Below are 14,866 nucleotides of genomic sequence, written 5' to 3'. Positions count from 1 at the left end.
GCCCGGACATTAGGTGCGCCGCCGGTGGAGCGTCAAGCAGTTCGGCCGATCTGTTGATGGGTTACGCATGTCGTGGGCGGCGCGATGTCGGCGTGGGCGGCGAGGTCCTGGCGGGTCGCGGTGTGCGGCGATTGTCCACAGGGGTGTCGTTGGACTGGCGGCCTGGCTGTGGATGACTGAGCCGTCGGGGAGGGGATGTGGATAACTCGGAGCCGCGAATCATGCTGGTAATAAACAAGATTCACGCCCGTCGGCCTTGCGACGTCGATGCGAACGCCTGTACGGTCGAAGTATGGATGAGGCAGCGCACGACACTGATGGGTCCCCGGATGGCGAGTCGCTGCCGGGGGAGTCCTTGGTGTCTCGGGTGCCGCCGGGGCCGGCGGCTGATGCGGTGTCTGCGGCTGCTGCCGCGGTGGTTGCGTTGGAGGGGTTGCCGTCGGCGTTGCATCAGGTCGGCTCGGCGGATCTGGCGCCGTTGGTGGAGCTGCTCGGTGTGCTTGTTGATCGGGTGCAGGCGTGTGTGGTGATGGCCACGGCAGAGGCGTTGGAGCGTGGTGTGGTGCGGGAGTCGCAGGCGGCCAGCCCGGCGCAGTGGGTTGCTGCGCATGCGGGGCGGTTGGAGCCGGGTGAGGCGTCGCGGGTCGCGACTGTTGCTGCTGCTGTGAATCAGCCTGACAACGTGCTGTTGCGGGAGGCGGTCGCGTCGGGGGCGTGTAGCGCGCGGGCGGCGCAGGTGAGTCTGCGGGAGCTGGGCAAGATCCTGCCGGTGCTGCCGGGTTTCGCGCGCCAGGAGTGTTTGGCGTACTTCGTGCAGGTGGCCGCGGCTGGTGGTGGTGCTAAGGAGCTGCGGCATCTGTCGCGGTGGTTGGTCGCGACGTATGCCGGTGACCAGCTCGAGGATCAGGACGCGGCGTTGGAGCGGGTCGAGGAGTTGTCGTGGTCGGATCTGCCGGGTGGTTTGCGGCGGTTCATCGTGGACTTGGCGCCGGGGAACGCGGCGCGGTTGGTTGCTGCGGTTCAGGCGGGTGCTGGTCCCCGTCCGGTGGTTGATCCGGACACGGGCGCGTCTTCTCCGGATCCGCGTAGTCCGGGGAAGCGTCGCGCGGATGCGTTCATGGACCTGATTGATCTGGCGACTTCCACGGACGCCTCGACCTCGCACGGTTCGACGACCAAGCTCGTGGTCACGATGGGATTGGATGACCTGCGCGCTGAGCACGCTCGGACCAGGGCTGCCGGCGCAGGACACCCCAGCGCGGGCGCCGCCAGGGCGGGCGCCGCCAGAGCCGACCGTGGCCGCGCGGGTGGGTTGGGGGTGACGAGTCTGGGTGACACGGTCGATGCCGGCACGATCCGGCGGATGGCCTGCGATGCGGACATCATCCCGATGGTCCTGGGATCACGTTCTGAACCGTTGGACGTCGGCCGGGAGCAACGCCTGGTCAAGGACGGACTACGTGCAGCGGTGGTGGCCCGAGACCGGTGCTGCACGTTCCCTGGCTGTGATCGGCCACCCAGCTTCTGCGAGGTCCACCACGTCCAACCCTGGTACGCCGGCGGCCGCACCAGCCTGCTGAACTCAGCCCTGCTCTGCCGCCGCCACCACGCCATCGTCCACCGCGACAACCTGACCGCGACTGTCACGCCCTTCACCGTCCACTGGCACCGAGGAGCTGCATCTGGCGTGAGCGCTCCGACGGACGCGATGGGCAAGGTCAGTTCGTCGGCGAACGGACCGTGAGTCATCAGCGAACGGACCGGTGACGGTGAGCAGGCCAGGTCCGTGCGCCCGAGTCTCGACGTGCCGGAGTGCCGGAGCCGGAGTGCTGCCGGTCGACCGCGCTGACCGTACGTCTCGAGTGCCTAACCTGAGCTGGTGACGGGCTACTCGGGGGACGACTTCTACTGCGATGTGGCGATACCGCGCCGGGAGCCTCTTCGAGTGGTGTTCGAGGACGATGCGGTGCTGGCGTTCGAGCACACCCGCCCGTTCTGGCCGGTGCACATCGTGGTCGTGCCGAAGCGGCACGTCGATTCGCTCCTGACGCTCGAGGGCGACGACACACTCGCAGGCAGCATGCTGCGCGCCGTTCAACGTGTGGCGGCCGACGTGCTGCGTGATCATGGCGCCGCGAGCGTCACGACGAACCTCGGTGACTACCAGGACTCGAAGCATCTGCACGTCCACGTCCACGCGGGCACGTCGCGTGCTGAACGCATCTGAGTCGCTCGCTCGCTCGAACGGGCGGTCAGGGGCCGTTGACCTGATCCCGCCAGCGCAGCCACGGCTCGACGTGCGACAGGTCGTACGCCGGTCCTACCGCGTTGATCGTGAAGAGCGAGGCGCCGAGCGCGCGCAACGGCTCACCGTCGACCTCGGGCGGACCAGGCGGCAGCCCGGCGCGACCGAGGCCACCGACACCGGCACCGATCTCGATCTCCTCGATCGAGCGTCCGACCGCATCGCAGTGTCGCTGCAGCACGGTGAGCTTGTGGACCAGCTCGTCGGCGCCCGCGAACCAGTGCCAGATGTCCGCGTGCTCGGCCACGATGCGCAGGGTCTTGCGCTCGCCGCCGCCGCCGATGAGCACAGGGACATGGCGAGTCGGCGCCGGGTTGAGCTGCTCGAACCTGCTGCGAATACGGGGGAGTGAGGCCGCGAGGTCATCCAGACGGCTACCTGCTGTGCCGAATGTGTAGCCGTACTCGGTGTAGTCGCGCTCGAACCAGCCGGAGCCGATGCCGAGGAGGACGCGCCCGCCGCTGATGTGATCGACCGTCCGAACCATGTCGGCGAGCAGGTCAGGGTTGCGGTAGCCGTTGCACGTGACCAAGGCGCCGAGCTCGATGCGACTGGTCTGCTCGGCCCAGGCGGCCAGCATCGTCCAGCACTCGAAGTGCTTGCCGTCTGGATCGCCGCGGAGAGTGAAGAAGTGGTCCCAGTTGAAGATGACGTCGACACCCATGTCCTCCGCGCGGACCACGGCGTCGCGGATCTGTGCGTAGTCGGCGTCCTGCGGTTGGAGCTGTACGGCAATTCGCACCGGGCGAGTGGTCATGGCGGTCATGCTAGGTAGGCGACAGTCCGCCAGCAGGATCGTCCACGACGGGGAGGGGCCCCGCATGACCAGCAGCGAGCAGCTGCGTGCGCGCGCCGAGAGCGTTCTGTCCAGCGACGTGTGGAACTACATCGAGACCGGATCCGGCGAGGAGATCAGTCTGGGTGAGGCCGAACAGGCCTGGCAACACTGGCGATTGCGCCCTCGGGTGCTGCAGGACGTGCGGTCCGTCTCGACGACCCTCGACCTCCTCGGTCACCAGCTCACCACTCCCGTGCTTGCGGCTCCGACGGCGTTCCACCAGCTGTACCACCCCGATGGCGAGCGCGCCTCAGTGGCGGGTGCGACCGACGCGGGCTCGCTGTTCTGCCTGTCCACCCGTTCGACGACGTCGTTCGAGGACGTCGGCGCGGCGGCGTCAGGACCCTGGTGGATGCAGGTGTACGTGACAGCGGCGCGTGACATCGCAGCAGCCATGGTGGAGCGGGCCGTCCAGGCAGGCGCGAGTGCGCTCGTACTGACCGGAGACACGCCCTACCTGTCGCGCAGAGCACGTGCCGGTCGCGCGCTTCCCCTGAGCGACGAGACCGCGATGGTCAATTCTGCGCGACACCTGGGGGACCGCGACCTGAGCCACCTCGAGGACGACGCCGGCATCACGGTCGAGGTGATCGAGTGGCTCGCCGACCTGTCCGGGGTGCCCGTCCTGGTCAAGGGGGTGCTGCGCGGTGACGACGCGCTGGCCTGCCTCGACGCCGGCGCCGCAGGCATCGTGGTCAGCAACCACGGCGCCCGCCAGCTCGACCGGGCCGTACCCACCGCGCTGGCGCTGCCCGACGTGGTGTCGGCGGTCGCCGGCGCAGCCCCGGTCCTGGTCGACGGCGGGATCCGCAGTGGCTACGACGTGCTGACCGCACTGGCTCTCGGCGCGGACGCCGTCATGGTCGGCCGGCCGGCGATCTACGGGCTCGCGACAGGGGGAGCCGACGGCGTACGGGACGTGCTCGCCGGCCTGACCGACGAGGTCGCCCATCTCATGGGCCTGGCCGGCGTGCGATCGCTGGACGAGCTGGACGCGTCGTACGTCACGCCTGCGTGGTGAACGGCGTCCCAAAACGACCGGCGTGTACGACCTCCGAGACCGGCCGCCGACGGCGCTTGATCGTGCTCCCGCTGCGCTTCGGATCAGCGGAGTAGCCGATGGCCACGACGCCGATGATGTTGTGGTCCTTGGGGATCGCGAAGGCTTCGTGTACCTCGTCGTGCACCTCCGCAGGCACCCCGAAGAACAGTCCGCCGAGGCCTTCGTCGACGGCCACCAGCAGCATCAGGAGCGCTGCCATACCGGTGTCGATGTCCCAGTAGGGCACCGGCCAGTGCGACTCGTCGAGGTCCTGCCACGGCTTGTCGTCCTCGGCGTAGCGCTCGAGATAGGTCTGCTTGTCCGAGCAGCACAGCACCAGGGTCGGCGCGGTGCTCAGCCCTTCGAGCCACGGATCCGGATCGTCCTCATCCTCGGTCGTGGCCGCCCAGAAGGCCGCACGATCGGCCGCGTCCGACAGCACCACGAAGTCCCAGCCCTGGCTGAAGCCGGCGCTCGGAGCCCGCAGCGCGAGCTCGAGGACGCGGTCGAGCACCTCGGGTGGCACGGGTCGGTCGGGGTCGTAGCGGCGGACCATACGGCGCTTGCGCACCGCATCCTGCAGCTCCATGGTCGGGCTCCTTCGGTCGTCGTGCTCAGATCGTGGCAGGCGCGCGCGTCAGGTCAAGGAACCGGCGTACGAAACCGCCCCAGAGTCGTGCCAGCTCGCCGTCGTGCAGGTCAGCCTGCGCCACGACGTCCTGCGGGTCGAATCCCTGCTCGCGCAGTCCTTGCGGGTCCCAGGTGCGGATGCGCTCGGCGCTCACCTCGGGATGGAACTGCACGCCCCAGGCACGTGACCCGCATCGGAAGGCCTGGTAGGGACAGCGGTCGCTCGAGGCGAGCCACACGGCGTCGGGCGGGAGCGAGGTGATGGCGTCCCGATGGCTCTCAATGGCCGGCACGGACGCTGGAAGCCCTTGCAGGAGAACGTCATTCGCTGCCTCGGGTCGAACAGAGATCGCTGTGACGCCGCGCTCCGGCTCGCCATGGTTGCCACGCACTGTGCCACCCATCGTGTGAGCGAGCAGCTGTCCGCCCAGACAGATACCGAGCAACGGGGTGCCGTCCTCGACCGCCCTCGTCGTGAGGGCGCGCTCGTCAGCCAGCCAGGGTGCGCGCTCGTCCTCGTCCGGCAGCAGTCCGCCGCCGAGAAGCACCACGGCGTCGTAGCCGGCGGTGTCGGTGGGCACGGGCTCTCCGGCGTGGGCCGCGACGAGCGAGCTGTCCGCGCCGGCATCAGCGATCCAGTCGATCAGCCGGCCCGGTCCGCTGGCCGCGTCGTTCTGGACGAGCAGGATGCGGGGACGGAGCGCAGTAGGCACCTCGACACCTTGTCACGCGTTCTGGCAGGGCGGCAGAACGCGTCCAGACCGTGACCTTCGCTGGCCCGGACCACCCATTTTCGTGACAGATACTGGGAGCCGGCTGCCGCTCCGAGACGGACACCCAACCGGTCGGGGCGTCCGAGCGTCGTACAGACCATGACGGCCGTTGCCAGCAGCGCGCACCTGCGCGCCGACATCGAGTGGGGAAGGAGCGTCGCGTTGCGGTCAGCGAGCTCTGACGAGGCCGTCCGCGAGGTCTTCGACGCTCACTACGGCAGGCTCGTCGGCTGGACGGTGCGTCTGGTCGATGACGTCGACCTGGCCCACGACTTCGTCACCGAGGCGTTCGTACGACTGCTGCGGCACTGGCCCACGGTCCAGAACCCTCGCGCCTGGCTCTACACCGCCGTGACCAACCAGGTACGCGACCACTGGCGCCGCCGCGGCCGCGAGGCGGCGGCGTACGACAAGTGGCACGCCGGCAACCCGGTCGGCGTCGATGTCGCGGCCCCCGCCCCTGACCACGCGGAGCGGATGTCCGTGCGCGATGCGGTCACCGCGCTGCCCGACCGGCTCCGTGCCGTGGTTCTCCTGCACTACTTCGCCGACCTGCCGGTGGTCGAGGTGGCCCGCAGCCTGAACAAGTCCGAAGGCGCCGTGAAGCGTGACCTCTACGACGCCCGTCGACTCCTCGCGACCGAGCTGGAAGGCGTGCGATGAGCCATATCCACGGACCCGAAGACACCGACCTGCACGACGACCACGACGACGCCGTGGCGCGCTTCTTCGCCGACGAGCGGGAGGCCGTACGCCCGGTGCCGGCTGACCCCGAGCGCTGGGCGCAGATCACGGAGGGCGCCTCGCAGCCTCGACGCCGCCCGTGGTGGGGTGCGGCGGCCGGAGTGGCCGCCGCCGTCGCGATCGGGTTGACCGGGTGGTCGCTGCAGCAGACGCCGTTCGGCCACGACGACGTGTCGCGGGGCAGTGCCGTGTCCGGTAAGCCCGTACCGACCGTGAGTCGGCTGAGCACCCGAGGCGTCCAGGCGCCGGTCTCCGAGAGCCAGCAGCCGCGCCCCGTACCGGCGTCCTTCCACACCTGGTCGCTGAGCAACGCCGGCTCCGGGACGTTGTTCGCGCTGGGTTCGGGGCCGTGTGCGAATGGCTTCTGCCCAGCTGTGCTGTCATCCGCCGACGAGGGTGCGTCCTGGACGATGGTGCACTCGTTCGCGCAGACCGACACCACGCGGTCGCAGGGCACGGCGCAGTCGCCGGTGCAGCCCGAGCGGGCCATCACCGAGGTGCGCTTCGCGACCCCCCAGATCGGCTACGTCTTCGGCGGTGACCTCTGGATGACCAAGGACGGCGGAGTCTCGTTCGACCGCCTCGCCCACCCGGGTCAGACCGTGCTCGATGTCGAGGTCGATGCTGGCAAGGACGTCGTGGTGCTGTCCGCCGACGGCTGCTCGGCGACGGGCTGCGTCGGACCGCTCTATCTCTCGCGCGCCTCGGCCAAGGGCGACGAGGCGCTGACCACCACGACTCAACTCGAGCTCGACACGCCGGTTCAGGACGCCCAGCTCGTGCTCCGCAAGGGCCAGGTCTACGTGCAGCCCACGGCGACGTCCGCGGAGACCGCCCGCCCGTTGCGACTGCAGAGCGGCGGCCTCACCGCGATCCCTCAGCCGAAGGAGTGTGGCGCGTCGCCGTTGCAGGCCCTCACCTCGGCAGCCGACAACTCCGGCGTCCTCTACGCCGGCTGCTCCGTGAGCGTCCAGGGCGGCACGACGGCCTACCGCGTGCTGCGCAGCAACGACCACGGCGCCACCTGGCAGTCCACACCCACGCAGGTCAACGTCCCGAGCTCTGGGCGCCTCAGCCTCGCGGTCCCGCGGCCCGACCACGTCGTCGTGACGACAGGTGGTCCGCGGCCCGGCAGCGCCGGGGGAGCGATCAAGCAGCGGCTGCAGGTGACTGCTGACGGAGGACGCACGTGGCAGCTGCCGACGACTCCGGGTGCGCTGCCTGAGCAGGGCTTCGACTGGACGGCCAGCCCGGGAGGCGGCCAGGTCTACGCCGTGCCGCGGACGGCCAAGGGCTACTGGCGCTCCTCCACTGACGGACGCACCTGGACCGTGGTCGACCCGACAGCCAGTTCGAGCAAGAGCGGCGGCCCGGCGACCAGCTCGACGCGCTGACTCCCGGGCAGCAGGCCGGACACCGCGCCGGGTGCCATGCTTCAGGCATGACGCAGCCGGGCCCTGAGCTCCCCGCGGGTTATCCGTACTCCTGGGAGGCAGACGTGGTGCTGCGCGACGGCACCGTGGCGCACGTACGACCGATCCGGCCCGACGATGACGACACGCTCCAGCGTTTTCACGCTGCGCAGTCGGAGGAGTCGATCTACCTGCGCTTCTTCGCGCCGATCAAACGACTGAGCGACAAGGACGTCCACCGCTTCACCCACGTCGACTACGTCAGTCGGGTCGCCCTCATCGTCGAGGTTGGTGCCGAGATGGTGGCGGTCGGGCGTTACGACCGGGTGGACGGTGACAGCGGGCCGACCGCCGAGGTGGCGTTCAACGTGTCGGACGCCTACCAGGGGCGCGGCGTCGGATCCGTCCTGCTGGAGCATCTTGCGGCGATCGGTCAGGAAGCCGGGGTCGAGCGCTTCGTCGCCGATGTCCTCCCACAGAACTCCAAGATGCTCACGGTGTTCTCCGAGGCGGGTTACGAGGTCAGTCGAGAGTTCGACGACGGCGTCGTGGCGCTGTCCTTCGACATCGAGCCGACCGAGCAGAGCCAGGAGGTGCGGGCGGCCCGCGAGCAGCGCGCGGAGTCGGTCAGTGTCCGGTCGCTGATGCGGCCGCGGTCCGTCGCCGTGGTGGGGGTCAGCGCGCGCGACGTCTCCGTCGGTCGCCAGGTGTTCCTCAACCTGCTCAACGGCGGCTTCACCGGCGAGCTCTGGGTGGTCAGTACGTCCGAGGAGCCGATCAAGGGTCACGACACCTACCAGCGGGTGAGCGACGTACCCGGTCCGGTCGACCTCGTCGTGGTCGCCGTACCCGCCGAGGCCGTGCAGGACGTGGTCCTGGACTGCGCGCGGGCCGGGGTCCGCGCGCTGCTCGTCGTGTCGGCCGGTTTCGCCGAGGCCGGCCCGGAGGGCGAGCTGCGCCAGGCAGAGCTCCTGCAGACGGCTCGCCGCCACGGGATGCGGGTGGTCGGTCCCAACTCCTTCGGCCTGATCAACACTCGTGATAACCAGCGACTCAATGCCTCGTTCGCCGAGCAGATGCCGCCGGCCGGCCACCTCGGGCTGTTCGCTCAGAGCGGTGCGCTCGGGATCGCCGTGCTCGGGTCCGCCGCTCGCCGTGGGCTCGGCCTGAGTGACTTCGTGTCGGCAGGCAACCGCGTCGACGTCAGTGGCAACGACCTCATGCAGTACTGGTTCGACGACCCCGACACCGACGCCGTGGGGCTCTACCTCGAGTCGATGGGCAACCCGCGCAAGTTCTCCCGCATCGCTCGACGGCTCGCGTCGCGCAAACCGGTCATCGTGGTGAAGACCGGCGTGTCGTCGTACGGCGTTCCGCCTGGGCATCGCGTCCGGGAGACCCGGACGAGTCCGGACGCCTTCCAGGCGATGCTGCGGCAGGCTGGCGTGATCCGTGTCGACGGCGTCCACCAGATGTTCGACGTGGCCCAGCTCGTCCTCAATCAGCCCATGCCGCAAGGCAATCGGGTCGCGATCGTCGGCAACTCCGACGCGCTGGGCGTGCTGGCCGCCGACACCGCCGCCAACCGAGGGCTCGACATCGTGCACGGTCCGGTCGCCCTGCCAGCTGAGGCCGACGCTGCGACGTTCGAGGCCGCGCTCGACGAGGCATTCGCCGACCCGGACGTCGACAGCGTGATCACCTGCTTCATCCGCCCGCTGGTCACGGACGGCACCGAGGTCGCGCGAGTCCTGGCTCGATCCAGCGCAGCCTCGGACAAGCCGTGCATCACCGTCTTCCTCGGCATGCACGGCGCGCTCGAAGAGCTGGCGAGCACCCCGGTCGAGGGCGGTCGCCGACGGGTGGTGCCGTCGTACTCCATGCCTGAGGACGGCGTACGAGCGCTCGCCGCGGCCACCAGGTACGGCGAATGGAGAGCCCGCGACCACGGTCACGTCGTGCACCCCGAGGGCATCGATCGAGCGGGGGCCGAGCGGCTCGTCGACGAGGTGCTCGCCGGCTCGCCGCAGGGACGTCGGTTGCAGACTGAGGAGGTCGCTGCGCTGCTTGCCTGCTACGGCATCGAGGTCTGGCCGGTGGTCCCGGTCGAGGACCGCCGCGAGGCCGTGCGTGCGGCCCGCAAGATCGGCTACCCGGTCGTGCTGAAATCGGTCTCGCCGCTCGTCCGGCACCAGCCCGTCACCGCGGTGCGGGTCGACATCTCCAGCGACCACGCACTGCGTGAGGCGTACGCCGCGCTGGATGAGCGCCTCGCGCCGTTGCACGCCAACCGGTTCGTGGTCCAGCGGATGGCCACGCCCGGCACGCCCTGTGTCATCGGGAGCACGGAGGACCCGTTGTTCGGACCTGTGGTGACGTTCGGTGTCGGCGGCGCTCCGACCGAGCTGCTCGGCGACATCGGCTATCGCATCCCGCCCCTGACCGACGTCGACGTGAGTGACCTGATCATGTCGGTCAAGGCCGCGCCACTGCTGCACGGCCACCACGGCGCCGCACCGGTGGACCGGGCCGCGCTGGAGGACCTGATTGCTCGTATCTCGGTGCTCGCCGACCAGATCCCGGAGGTCGCAAGCTTGGAGCTCAACCCGGTCAACTGCCACGCCGACGGCCTCGAGGTCCTCGGTGCGAGCATCGCGCTGACCTCGCCGGATACCCGCAAGGACTCCGGCCGACGTGCCTTGAGCTGATCTGGGTGTGAGAATGCCGTTCATGGCGTCTTCGAGTCCGTCCACCTCTGTGTCGCTGCCGGCGGCCCTCATCAACGACATCAGGCAGGCCGGCTACTACCCGGCGCTCGTCGCCGATGTCGTGGCCTCCGCCGTCGCGGGTGAGGAGATCACCGCGCACCTGGTGCATCAGGAGACCACGCTGGACCAGGAGTCCGTACGCCGCCACATCACGGTCCTCGCGCTCACCCCGGCGCGCCTGGTGATTGCGCACGCGGACGACCACGCGCCCGACCCGAGCTCCGGCGTACAGGCCTCATCGGTCGCGACGGCCTCCACCGAGACGGTGCCGCTGAGCGCGGTGCGCGGGGTGATGCTGACCCACGTCGTGCCATCCCCGGACAAGTACCGACCCGGCTCGCTCGGCCGCGAGCTCACCCTCACACTCGGCTGGGGCACCGTCTCGCGCATCGACCTCATCCCGGCCACCTGCGGTGACCCGCAGTGCGAAGCCGACCACGGCTTCGAGGGCACCGTGACCGGCGACGACATCGCGCTGCGCATCAGCGCTGACGCCGAGGGCGAGGACGTCCTCGCCCAGGCACACGCGTTCGCCGCGACGATGTCGGTCGCCATCGGTCGCGCCTGACGGTGACCGCAGGTCTCGACCCCGTGGTCCCAGCACCGGTCGTCCCGTCGTACGACGGCCACGGCCTGGCGGGCGTGCTGCCCTCCGTGCTCGCCTCGCTGGGCGTCGGCACCGGCCCGGTCGAGCTGCCGCCGGCACGTCGCGCCGTGGTGGTGCTCGTGGACGGCCTCGGCCTGGAGCTGTTGCGGCAGCGCAAGGGACACGCGCCCTACCTGCGCAGCCTCCTCGCTGAGGCGCGTGACCTGACGGCCGGTTTTCCCTCCACGACTGCCACGAGCATGGGCACCTTCGGCACCGGGTTGCCGCCCGGCGCGCACGGGCTGACGGGCTACCAGGTCGAGATCCCGGGGGAGGGGCGGCTGTTCAACGAGCTGTCCTGGGAGGACGGCCCCAACCCCGAGCGTTGGCAGCCCGAGCAGACGGTGCTGCAGCGTTCGGCGTCTGCTGGCATCGCGACCACGATGGTCGCGCCGGGCTACTTCGACGGCTCGGGTCTGACGCGAGCAGCCTTGCGCGGAGCCATGTTTCGCGGTTCAGAGGACCTCGGTGGTCGAGTCGCCGCCGCGCTCGCTGCGGTGCGGTCGGCACCCCGTGCGCTCGTCTATCTCTACTGGGGTGACCTCGACCGCACCGGACACGTGCACGGCTGCGAGAGCTGGCAGTGGGGCGACGAGCTGGAGCACATCGATCGTGAGCTGCGTCGCCTCGGCGAGCAGCTCCCGGCCGACTGCTCGCTGTCCGTGGTCGCCGACCACGGCATGGTCGACATCCCCCTGGAAGCCCGCACGGACGTGGCGCACGACGCCGAGCTGCGTGACGGCGTACGACTCGTCGGCGGTGAGATGCGCGCGCTGCAGCTCTACTGCGAGCCCGGTGCGGCAGAGACCGTGCTGGCCACCTGGCAGGCGCGGCTCGGTGAGCAGGGCTGGATCGTCAGCCGCGAGGAGGCGCTGACGCGCGGCTGGTTCGGCCCGGTGCACGAGCGTGTGCTCCCACGGATCGGTGAGGTCATCGCGGCCTTCCACGCCCCGATCGGCGTGGTCGACAGCCGGGTGATGCGTCCGGTCATCCTCGGACTGATCGGTCAGCACGGCTCGATGACCTCGGCCGAGCAGTCCGTCCCGCTGCTTCACCTGCCCGCTGCCGGGAGTGACTGACACGATGCGGCGCGCACCTCATAGGCTCATGTCTCGTGGCTGAGCTGGTGTTCTTCTCCGGGACGATGGACTGCGGCAAGTCCACCCTGGCGCTGCAGATGGATCACAACCACCGCGCCCGCGGACGACAGGGCCTGGTGCTCACCAAGCACGACCGCGCCGGTGAAGCCGTGCTCTCCTCGCGGCTCGGTCTCTCCCGCGAGGCGCTCGAGGTCGGCGACGAGCTGGACCTCTGGGACCTCGTGGTCGAGCAGGCCACGCACGGTCGTCCGGTGCAGTACCTCATCTGTGACGAGGCGCAGTTCTACACCGCTCGTCAGGTCGAGCAGCTGGCTCGCATCGTCGACGAGATGGACATCGACGTCTACGCGTTCGGCATCATGGCCGACTTCCGCACCGAGCTCTTCCCCGGATCGCGTCGGCTCGTGGAGCTGGCCGACCGGCTCCAGGTGCCGCAGGTCGAGGCGTTGTGCTGGTGCGGGCGGCGCGCGACCCACAACGCACGAGTCGTCGACGGGCACATGGTGGTCGAAGGTGCGCAGGTCGTCGTGGGGGACACGACAAGCGGTCCGACCGGTGAGGTCGAGTACGAGGTCCTCTGCCGTCGTCACTACATGCGCCGGATGACCTCGCACGCGGCGCGGGCCCAGGCCGCCTCGCCGGAGGTCCTGCCGTTCGACCTCGACCTGTGCCCACTGCCGATCCCGCCGCGCGGCGCATGATGCCTCCCGAGCCGCCCTCGCAAGGGCACAATGAGCCTATGGAGGATCGGGGGAGCGTCGAGGCTCAGACGCCGGCACCGCCGCCGCGCGAACCACGCGACCCGAGGCGGCACGGTGACCCGCGCTCGACGCGACCCGTGCATCGGCAGACGCCGACCGGTCGGCTGCCCTCCGGGGACGGAGACCCGCGCGACACCCCTCCACCGGCCGGTCCACCCGGACCCTCACGCAAGGACACCGCGCTGGCGGCCGGGCGAGGTATGGCTCGTGGCGGCAAGGCCATGGCCCGGCTGACCGCGTCCGCTGGTCGCTCGACGGTCCGTGTCGCCCGCAAGGCCAGTGAGGCCGAGGGCGCCGGCGAGACCGGTCTGTCCCGCCTGATCCAGGTGCACGCGTTCAGCTCAGCCGGTGACACCGCCGTCACCGTCGGACTGGCCGGCACGATGTTCTTCTCCCTTGAGCCAGGACAGGCCAAGACCCAGGTCCTGCTGTTCCTGCTGCTGACGATGCTGCCGTTCGCCATCGTCGCGCCGCTCATCGGACCACTGCTCGACCGCTTCCGCCACGGCCGTCGCTGGTCGATCGGTGCGACGCTCGCACTGCGCGCCTTCTTGTGCTGGGTGCTGGCCCAGACGATCACCGATGAGTCGACCTGGCAGTTCCCTGTCGCACTCGGGGTCCTGGTGGCCTCCAAGGCCTACTTGGTCACGCGGTCGGCTGCCGCACCACGGCTGCTGCCGGATGCGCTGACGCTCGTCAAGGCGAACGGCCGGCTCTCTCTCGCCGGCACGGTCGGTGCCGCCATCGGAGGTGGCCTCGCCGGTGCAGCAGCCACCTTCGGGTCTGCGTGGGCACTGCGAGTCGGGTTCGTCCTCTTCGCCCTCGGCACCGTCCTGGCCATCTTGCTCCCGCCTCGGGTGGACTCCTCGGTGGGCGAGGAGCAGGCGCCGATGCGCGACCTCGCCGCGAGCTCGACCGGCGGACAGCGCCTGGGCATCTCCGGCAACGTCGTCACGGCATTGCGGGCCAACTCCGGACTCCGTTGGCTGTCCGGGTTCCTCACCCTCTTCCTGGCGTTCCTGGTCCGCGAGCACCCCTTGCCCGGGTGGGAGGACCGCACCTCGCTGCTCCTCGGCCTCGTCATCGGTGCGGCCGGCGTCGGCAACGCGATCGGCACGATGACCGGTGCCCTCGTCAAGGTCAGCTCACCGCGGGTGATCGTGCTGGCCGCACTGCTCGCCGACGCCGTGATGGTGGTGGTCGCTGCCCTGCACTTCAGCGTGGTCACCGCCGTCGCGGTCGGTCTCGTCGCGGGCATCTCGCAGCAGATGGGCAAGCTCGCGCTGGACGCGCAGATCCAGGACACCGTGCCTGAGGATGTCCGGACCAGCGTCTTCGGGCGGTCCGAGACCGTGCTTCAGCTGTCCTGGGTCCTCGGCGGCATCCTGGCGGTCGTCCTCCCGGCCAACGCCAAAATCGGGATGGTTACCTCCGCGGTACTGCTCGTCCTGTGGACCGCGGCCGTCATCATCTGGCACACCGGACGCAAGCTGCCCGTGCCGGCCGGTGCGCGCCCGGCGACCGTTATCGCTCGCCGACGTGAGCGCGCGGCTGGTCAGAAGGGCGCCCCTCAGAAGGGCGTCCCGGCGCCGGGTCCCGCGCACCCACGCACCCGGCCCGTACGCCGGCGGCCGCCCCCGCCCCAGTCGTACGACAACCCTGCGCATGACCCTGGGGCCGAGGAGGACGACGTCGACCGCACCGTGCCGATCGACCGGGGCGACCCCGGTTGGCGGCCACCGCCCCGGCGCGGTCCGGCCGATCAGGACGATGACCGGCGAGACCGGTGGAGCTCACGCTTCAGGGAATGACCTAGCTGGTCGATGGCATCGACCAGCTGACCTGAG

At 70.0% G+C, this 14,866-nt stretch carries 13 protein-coding genes; 10 read left to right on the top strand and 3 right to left on the bottom strand.

What is annotated here, in order from left to right; genetic code table 11:
• Nucleotides 1-292 precede the first annotated feature (292 nt).
• Both VV02_RS16430 and VV02_RS16425 read left to right on the top strand, forming a co-directional pair.
• Nucleotides 293-1,744 carry an HNH endonuclease signature motif containing protein gene (locus tag VV02_RS16430; RefSeq protein ID WP_052593188.1) on the top strand — a complete coding sequence of 484 codons (1,452 nt, stop codon included), beginning with the start codon at nucleotides 293-295 and terminating at the stop codon, nucleotides 1,742-1,744.
• Nucleotides 1,745-1,879: 135 nt separating this feature from the next.
• Nucleotides 1,880-2,227 carry an HIT domain-containing protein gene (locus tag VV02_RS16425; protein WP_052593186.1) on the top strand — a complete coding sequence of 116 codons (348 nt, stop codon included), beginning with the start codon at nucleotides 1,880-1,882 and terminating at the stop codon, nucleotides 2,225-2,227.
• 25 nt (nucleotides 2,228-2,252) lie between these two features.
• Here VV02_RS16425 and VV02_RS16420 read toward each other — a convergent pair whose 3' ends face one another.
• Nucleotides 2,253-3,062 carry an LLM class F420-dependent oxidoreductase gene (locus tag VV02_RS16420; RefSeq protein ID WP_218917429.1) on the bottom strand — a complete coding sequence of 270 codons (810 nt, stop codon included), beginning with the start codon at nucleotides 3,060-3,062 and terminating at the stop codon, nucleotides 2,253-2,255.
• 64 nt (nucleotides 3,063-3,126) lie between these two features.
• Here VV02_RS16420 and VV02_RS16415 point away from each other — a divergent pair, with 64 nt between their 5' ends.
• Nucleotides 3,127-4,164 carry an alpha-hydroxy acid oxidase gene (locus VV02_RS16415; RefSeq protein WP_052593182.1) on the top strand — a complete coding sequence of 346 codons (1,038 nt, stop codon included), beginning with the start codon at nucleotides 3,127-3,129 and terminating at the stop codon, nucleotides 4,162-4,164.
• On the opposite strand, the gene VV02_RS16410 is transcribed toward VV02_RS16415, so the two are convergent.
• Together VV02_RS16410 and VV02_RS16405 are read right to left on the bottom strand one after the other, a co-directional pair.
• Nucleotides 4,148-4,774 carry a nitroreductase family protein gene (locus tag VV02_RS16410; RefSeq protein WP_052593180.1) on the bottom strand — a complete coding sequence of 209 codons (627 nt, stop codon included), beginning with the start codon at nucleotides 4,772-4,774 and terminating at the stop codon, nucleotides 4,148-4,150. The genes VV02_RS16415 and VV02_RS16410 overlap by 17 nt on opposite strands.
• Nucleotides 4,775-4,799: 25 nt before the next feature.
• Nucleotides 4,800-5,528 (bottom strand): type 1 glutamine amidotransferase, encoded by a 729-nt coding sequence (locus VV02_RS16405; RefSeq protein WP_169787705.1) that lies wholly within the window; start codon nucleotides 5,526-5,528, stop codon nucleotides 4,800-4,802.
• A gap of 159 nt (nucleotides 5,529-5,687) precedes the next feature.
• Between VV02_RS16405 and VV02_RS16400 the strand changes: the two genes are divergently transcribed.
• The 7 genes from VV02_RS16400 to VV02_RS16370 are packed head-to-tail and all read left to right on the top strand — an operon-like array spanning nucleotide 5,688 to nucleotide 14,830.
• Nucleotides 5,688-6,251 carry an RNA polymerase sigma factor gene (locus VV02_RS16400; protein WP_052593178.1) on the top strand — a complete coding sequence of 188 codons (564 nt, stop codon included), beginning with the start codon at nucleotides 5,688-5,690 and terminating at the stop codon, nucleotides 6,249-6,251.
• Nucleotides 6,248-7,726 carry a sialidase family protein gene (locus VV02_RS16395; RefSeq protein ID WP_052593176.1) on the top strand — a complete coding sequence of 493 codons (1,479 nt, stop codon included), beginning with the start codon at nucleotides 6,248-6,250 and terminating at the stop codon, nucleotides 7,724-7,726. Before VV02_RS16400 ends, VV02_RS16395 begins: the two co-directional genes overlap by 4 nt.
• 47 nt (nucleotides 7,727-7,773) lie before the next feature.
• Nucleotides 7,774-10,452 carry a bifunctional acetate--CoA ligase family protein/GNAT family N-acetyltransferase gene (locus tag VV02_RS16390; protein WP_052593174.1) on the top strand — a complete coding sequence of 893 codons (2,679 nt, stop codon included), beginning with the start codon at nucleotides 7,774-7,776 and terminating at the stop codon, nucleotides 10,450-10,452.
• Between the two features lie 22 nt (nucleotides 10,453-10,474).
• Entirely contained in the window at nucleotides 10,475-11,080 is a 606-nt protein-coding gene (locus VV02_RS16385) for a DUF5998 family protein (protein ID WP_052597128.1), read from the top strand.
• Between the two features lie 23 nt (nucleotides 11,081-11,103).
• Complete coding sequence (locus tag VV02_RS16380; RefSeq protein ID WP_052597126.1) at nucleotides 11,104-12,237, top strand: alkaline phosphatase family protein; 1,134 nt, start codon at nucleotides 11,104-11,106, stop codon at nucleotides 12,235-12,237.
• A gap of 35 nt (nucleotides 12,238-12,272) precedes the next feature.
• Nucleotides 12,273-12,959, top strand: coding sequence for a thymidine kinase (locus VV02_RS16375; RefSeq protein WP_052593172.1), 687 nt, complete (start codon nucleotides 12,273-12,275; stop codon nucleotides 12,957-12,959).
• A 38-nt stretch (nucleotides 12,960-12,997) separates the two neighbouring features.
• Nucleotides 12,998-14,830 carry an MFS transporter gene (locus VV02_RS16370; RefSeq protein WP_245633109.1) on the top strand — a complete coding sequence of 611 codons (1,833 nt, stop codon included), beginning with the start codon at nucleotides 12,998-13,000 and terminating at the stop codon, nucleotides 14,828-14,830.
• The last annotated feature ends 36 nt before the right edge of the window (nucleotides 14,831-14,866 follow it).

It is taken from the genome of Luteipulveratus mongoliensis (assembly GCF_001190945.1).
GTDB lineage: Bacteria > Actinomycetota > Actinomycetes > Actinomycetales > Dermatophilaceae > Luteipulveratus > Luteipulveratus mongoliensis.
The sequence above is the reverse complement of the archived record's forward strand: the minus strand, read 5'-3'. Positions and strand labels throughout refer to the sequence as shown.

Coding starts and splice junctions, on each gene's coding strand:
- VV02_RS16430 (WP_052593188.1), top strand. CDS start 293: ATGGATGAGGCAGCGCACGACACTGATGGGTCCCCGGATGGCGAGTCG.
- VV02_RS16420 (WP_218917429.1), bottom strand. CDS start 3,062: ATGACCACTCGCCCGGTGCGAATTGCCGTACAGCTCCAACCGCAGGAC.
- VV02_RS16415 (WP_052593182.1), top strand. CDS start 3,127: ATGACCAGCAGCGAGCAGCTGCGTGCGCGCGCCGAGAGCGTTCTGTCC.
- VV02_RS16410 (WP_052593180.1), bottom strand. CDS start 4,774: ATGGAGCTGCAGGATGCGGTGCGCAAGCGCCGTATGGTCCGCCGCTAC.
- VV02_RS16400 (WP_052593178.1), top strand. CDS start 5,688: ATGACGGCCGTTGCCAGCAGCGCGCACCTGCGCGCCGACATCGAGTGG.
- VV02_RS16395 (WP_052593176.1), top strand. CDS start 6,248: ATGAGCCATATCCACGGACCCGAAGACACCGACCTGCACGACGACCAC.
- VV02_RS16390 (WP_052593174.1), top strand. CDS start 7,774: ATGACGCAGCCGGGCCCTGAGCTCCCCGCGGGTTATCCGTACTCCTGG.
- VV02_RS16385 (WP_052597128.1), top strand. CDS start 10,475: ATGGCGTCTTCGAGTCCGTCCACCTCTGTGTCGCTGCCGGCGGCCCTC.
- VV02_RS16370 (WP_245633109.1), top strand. CDS start 12,998: ATGGAGGATCGGGGGAGCGTCGAGGCTCAGACGCCGGCACCGCCGCCG.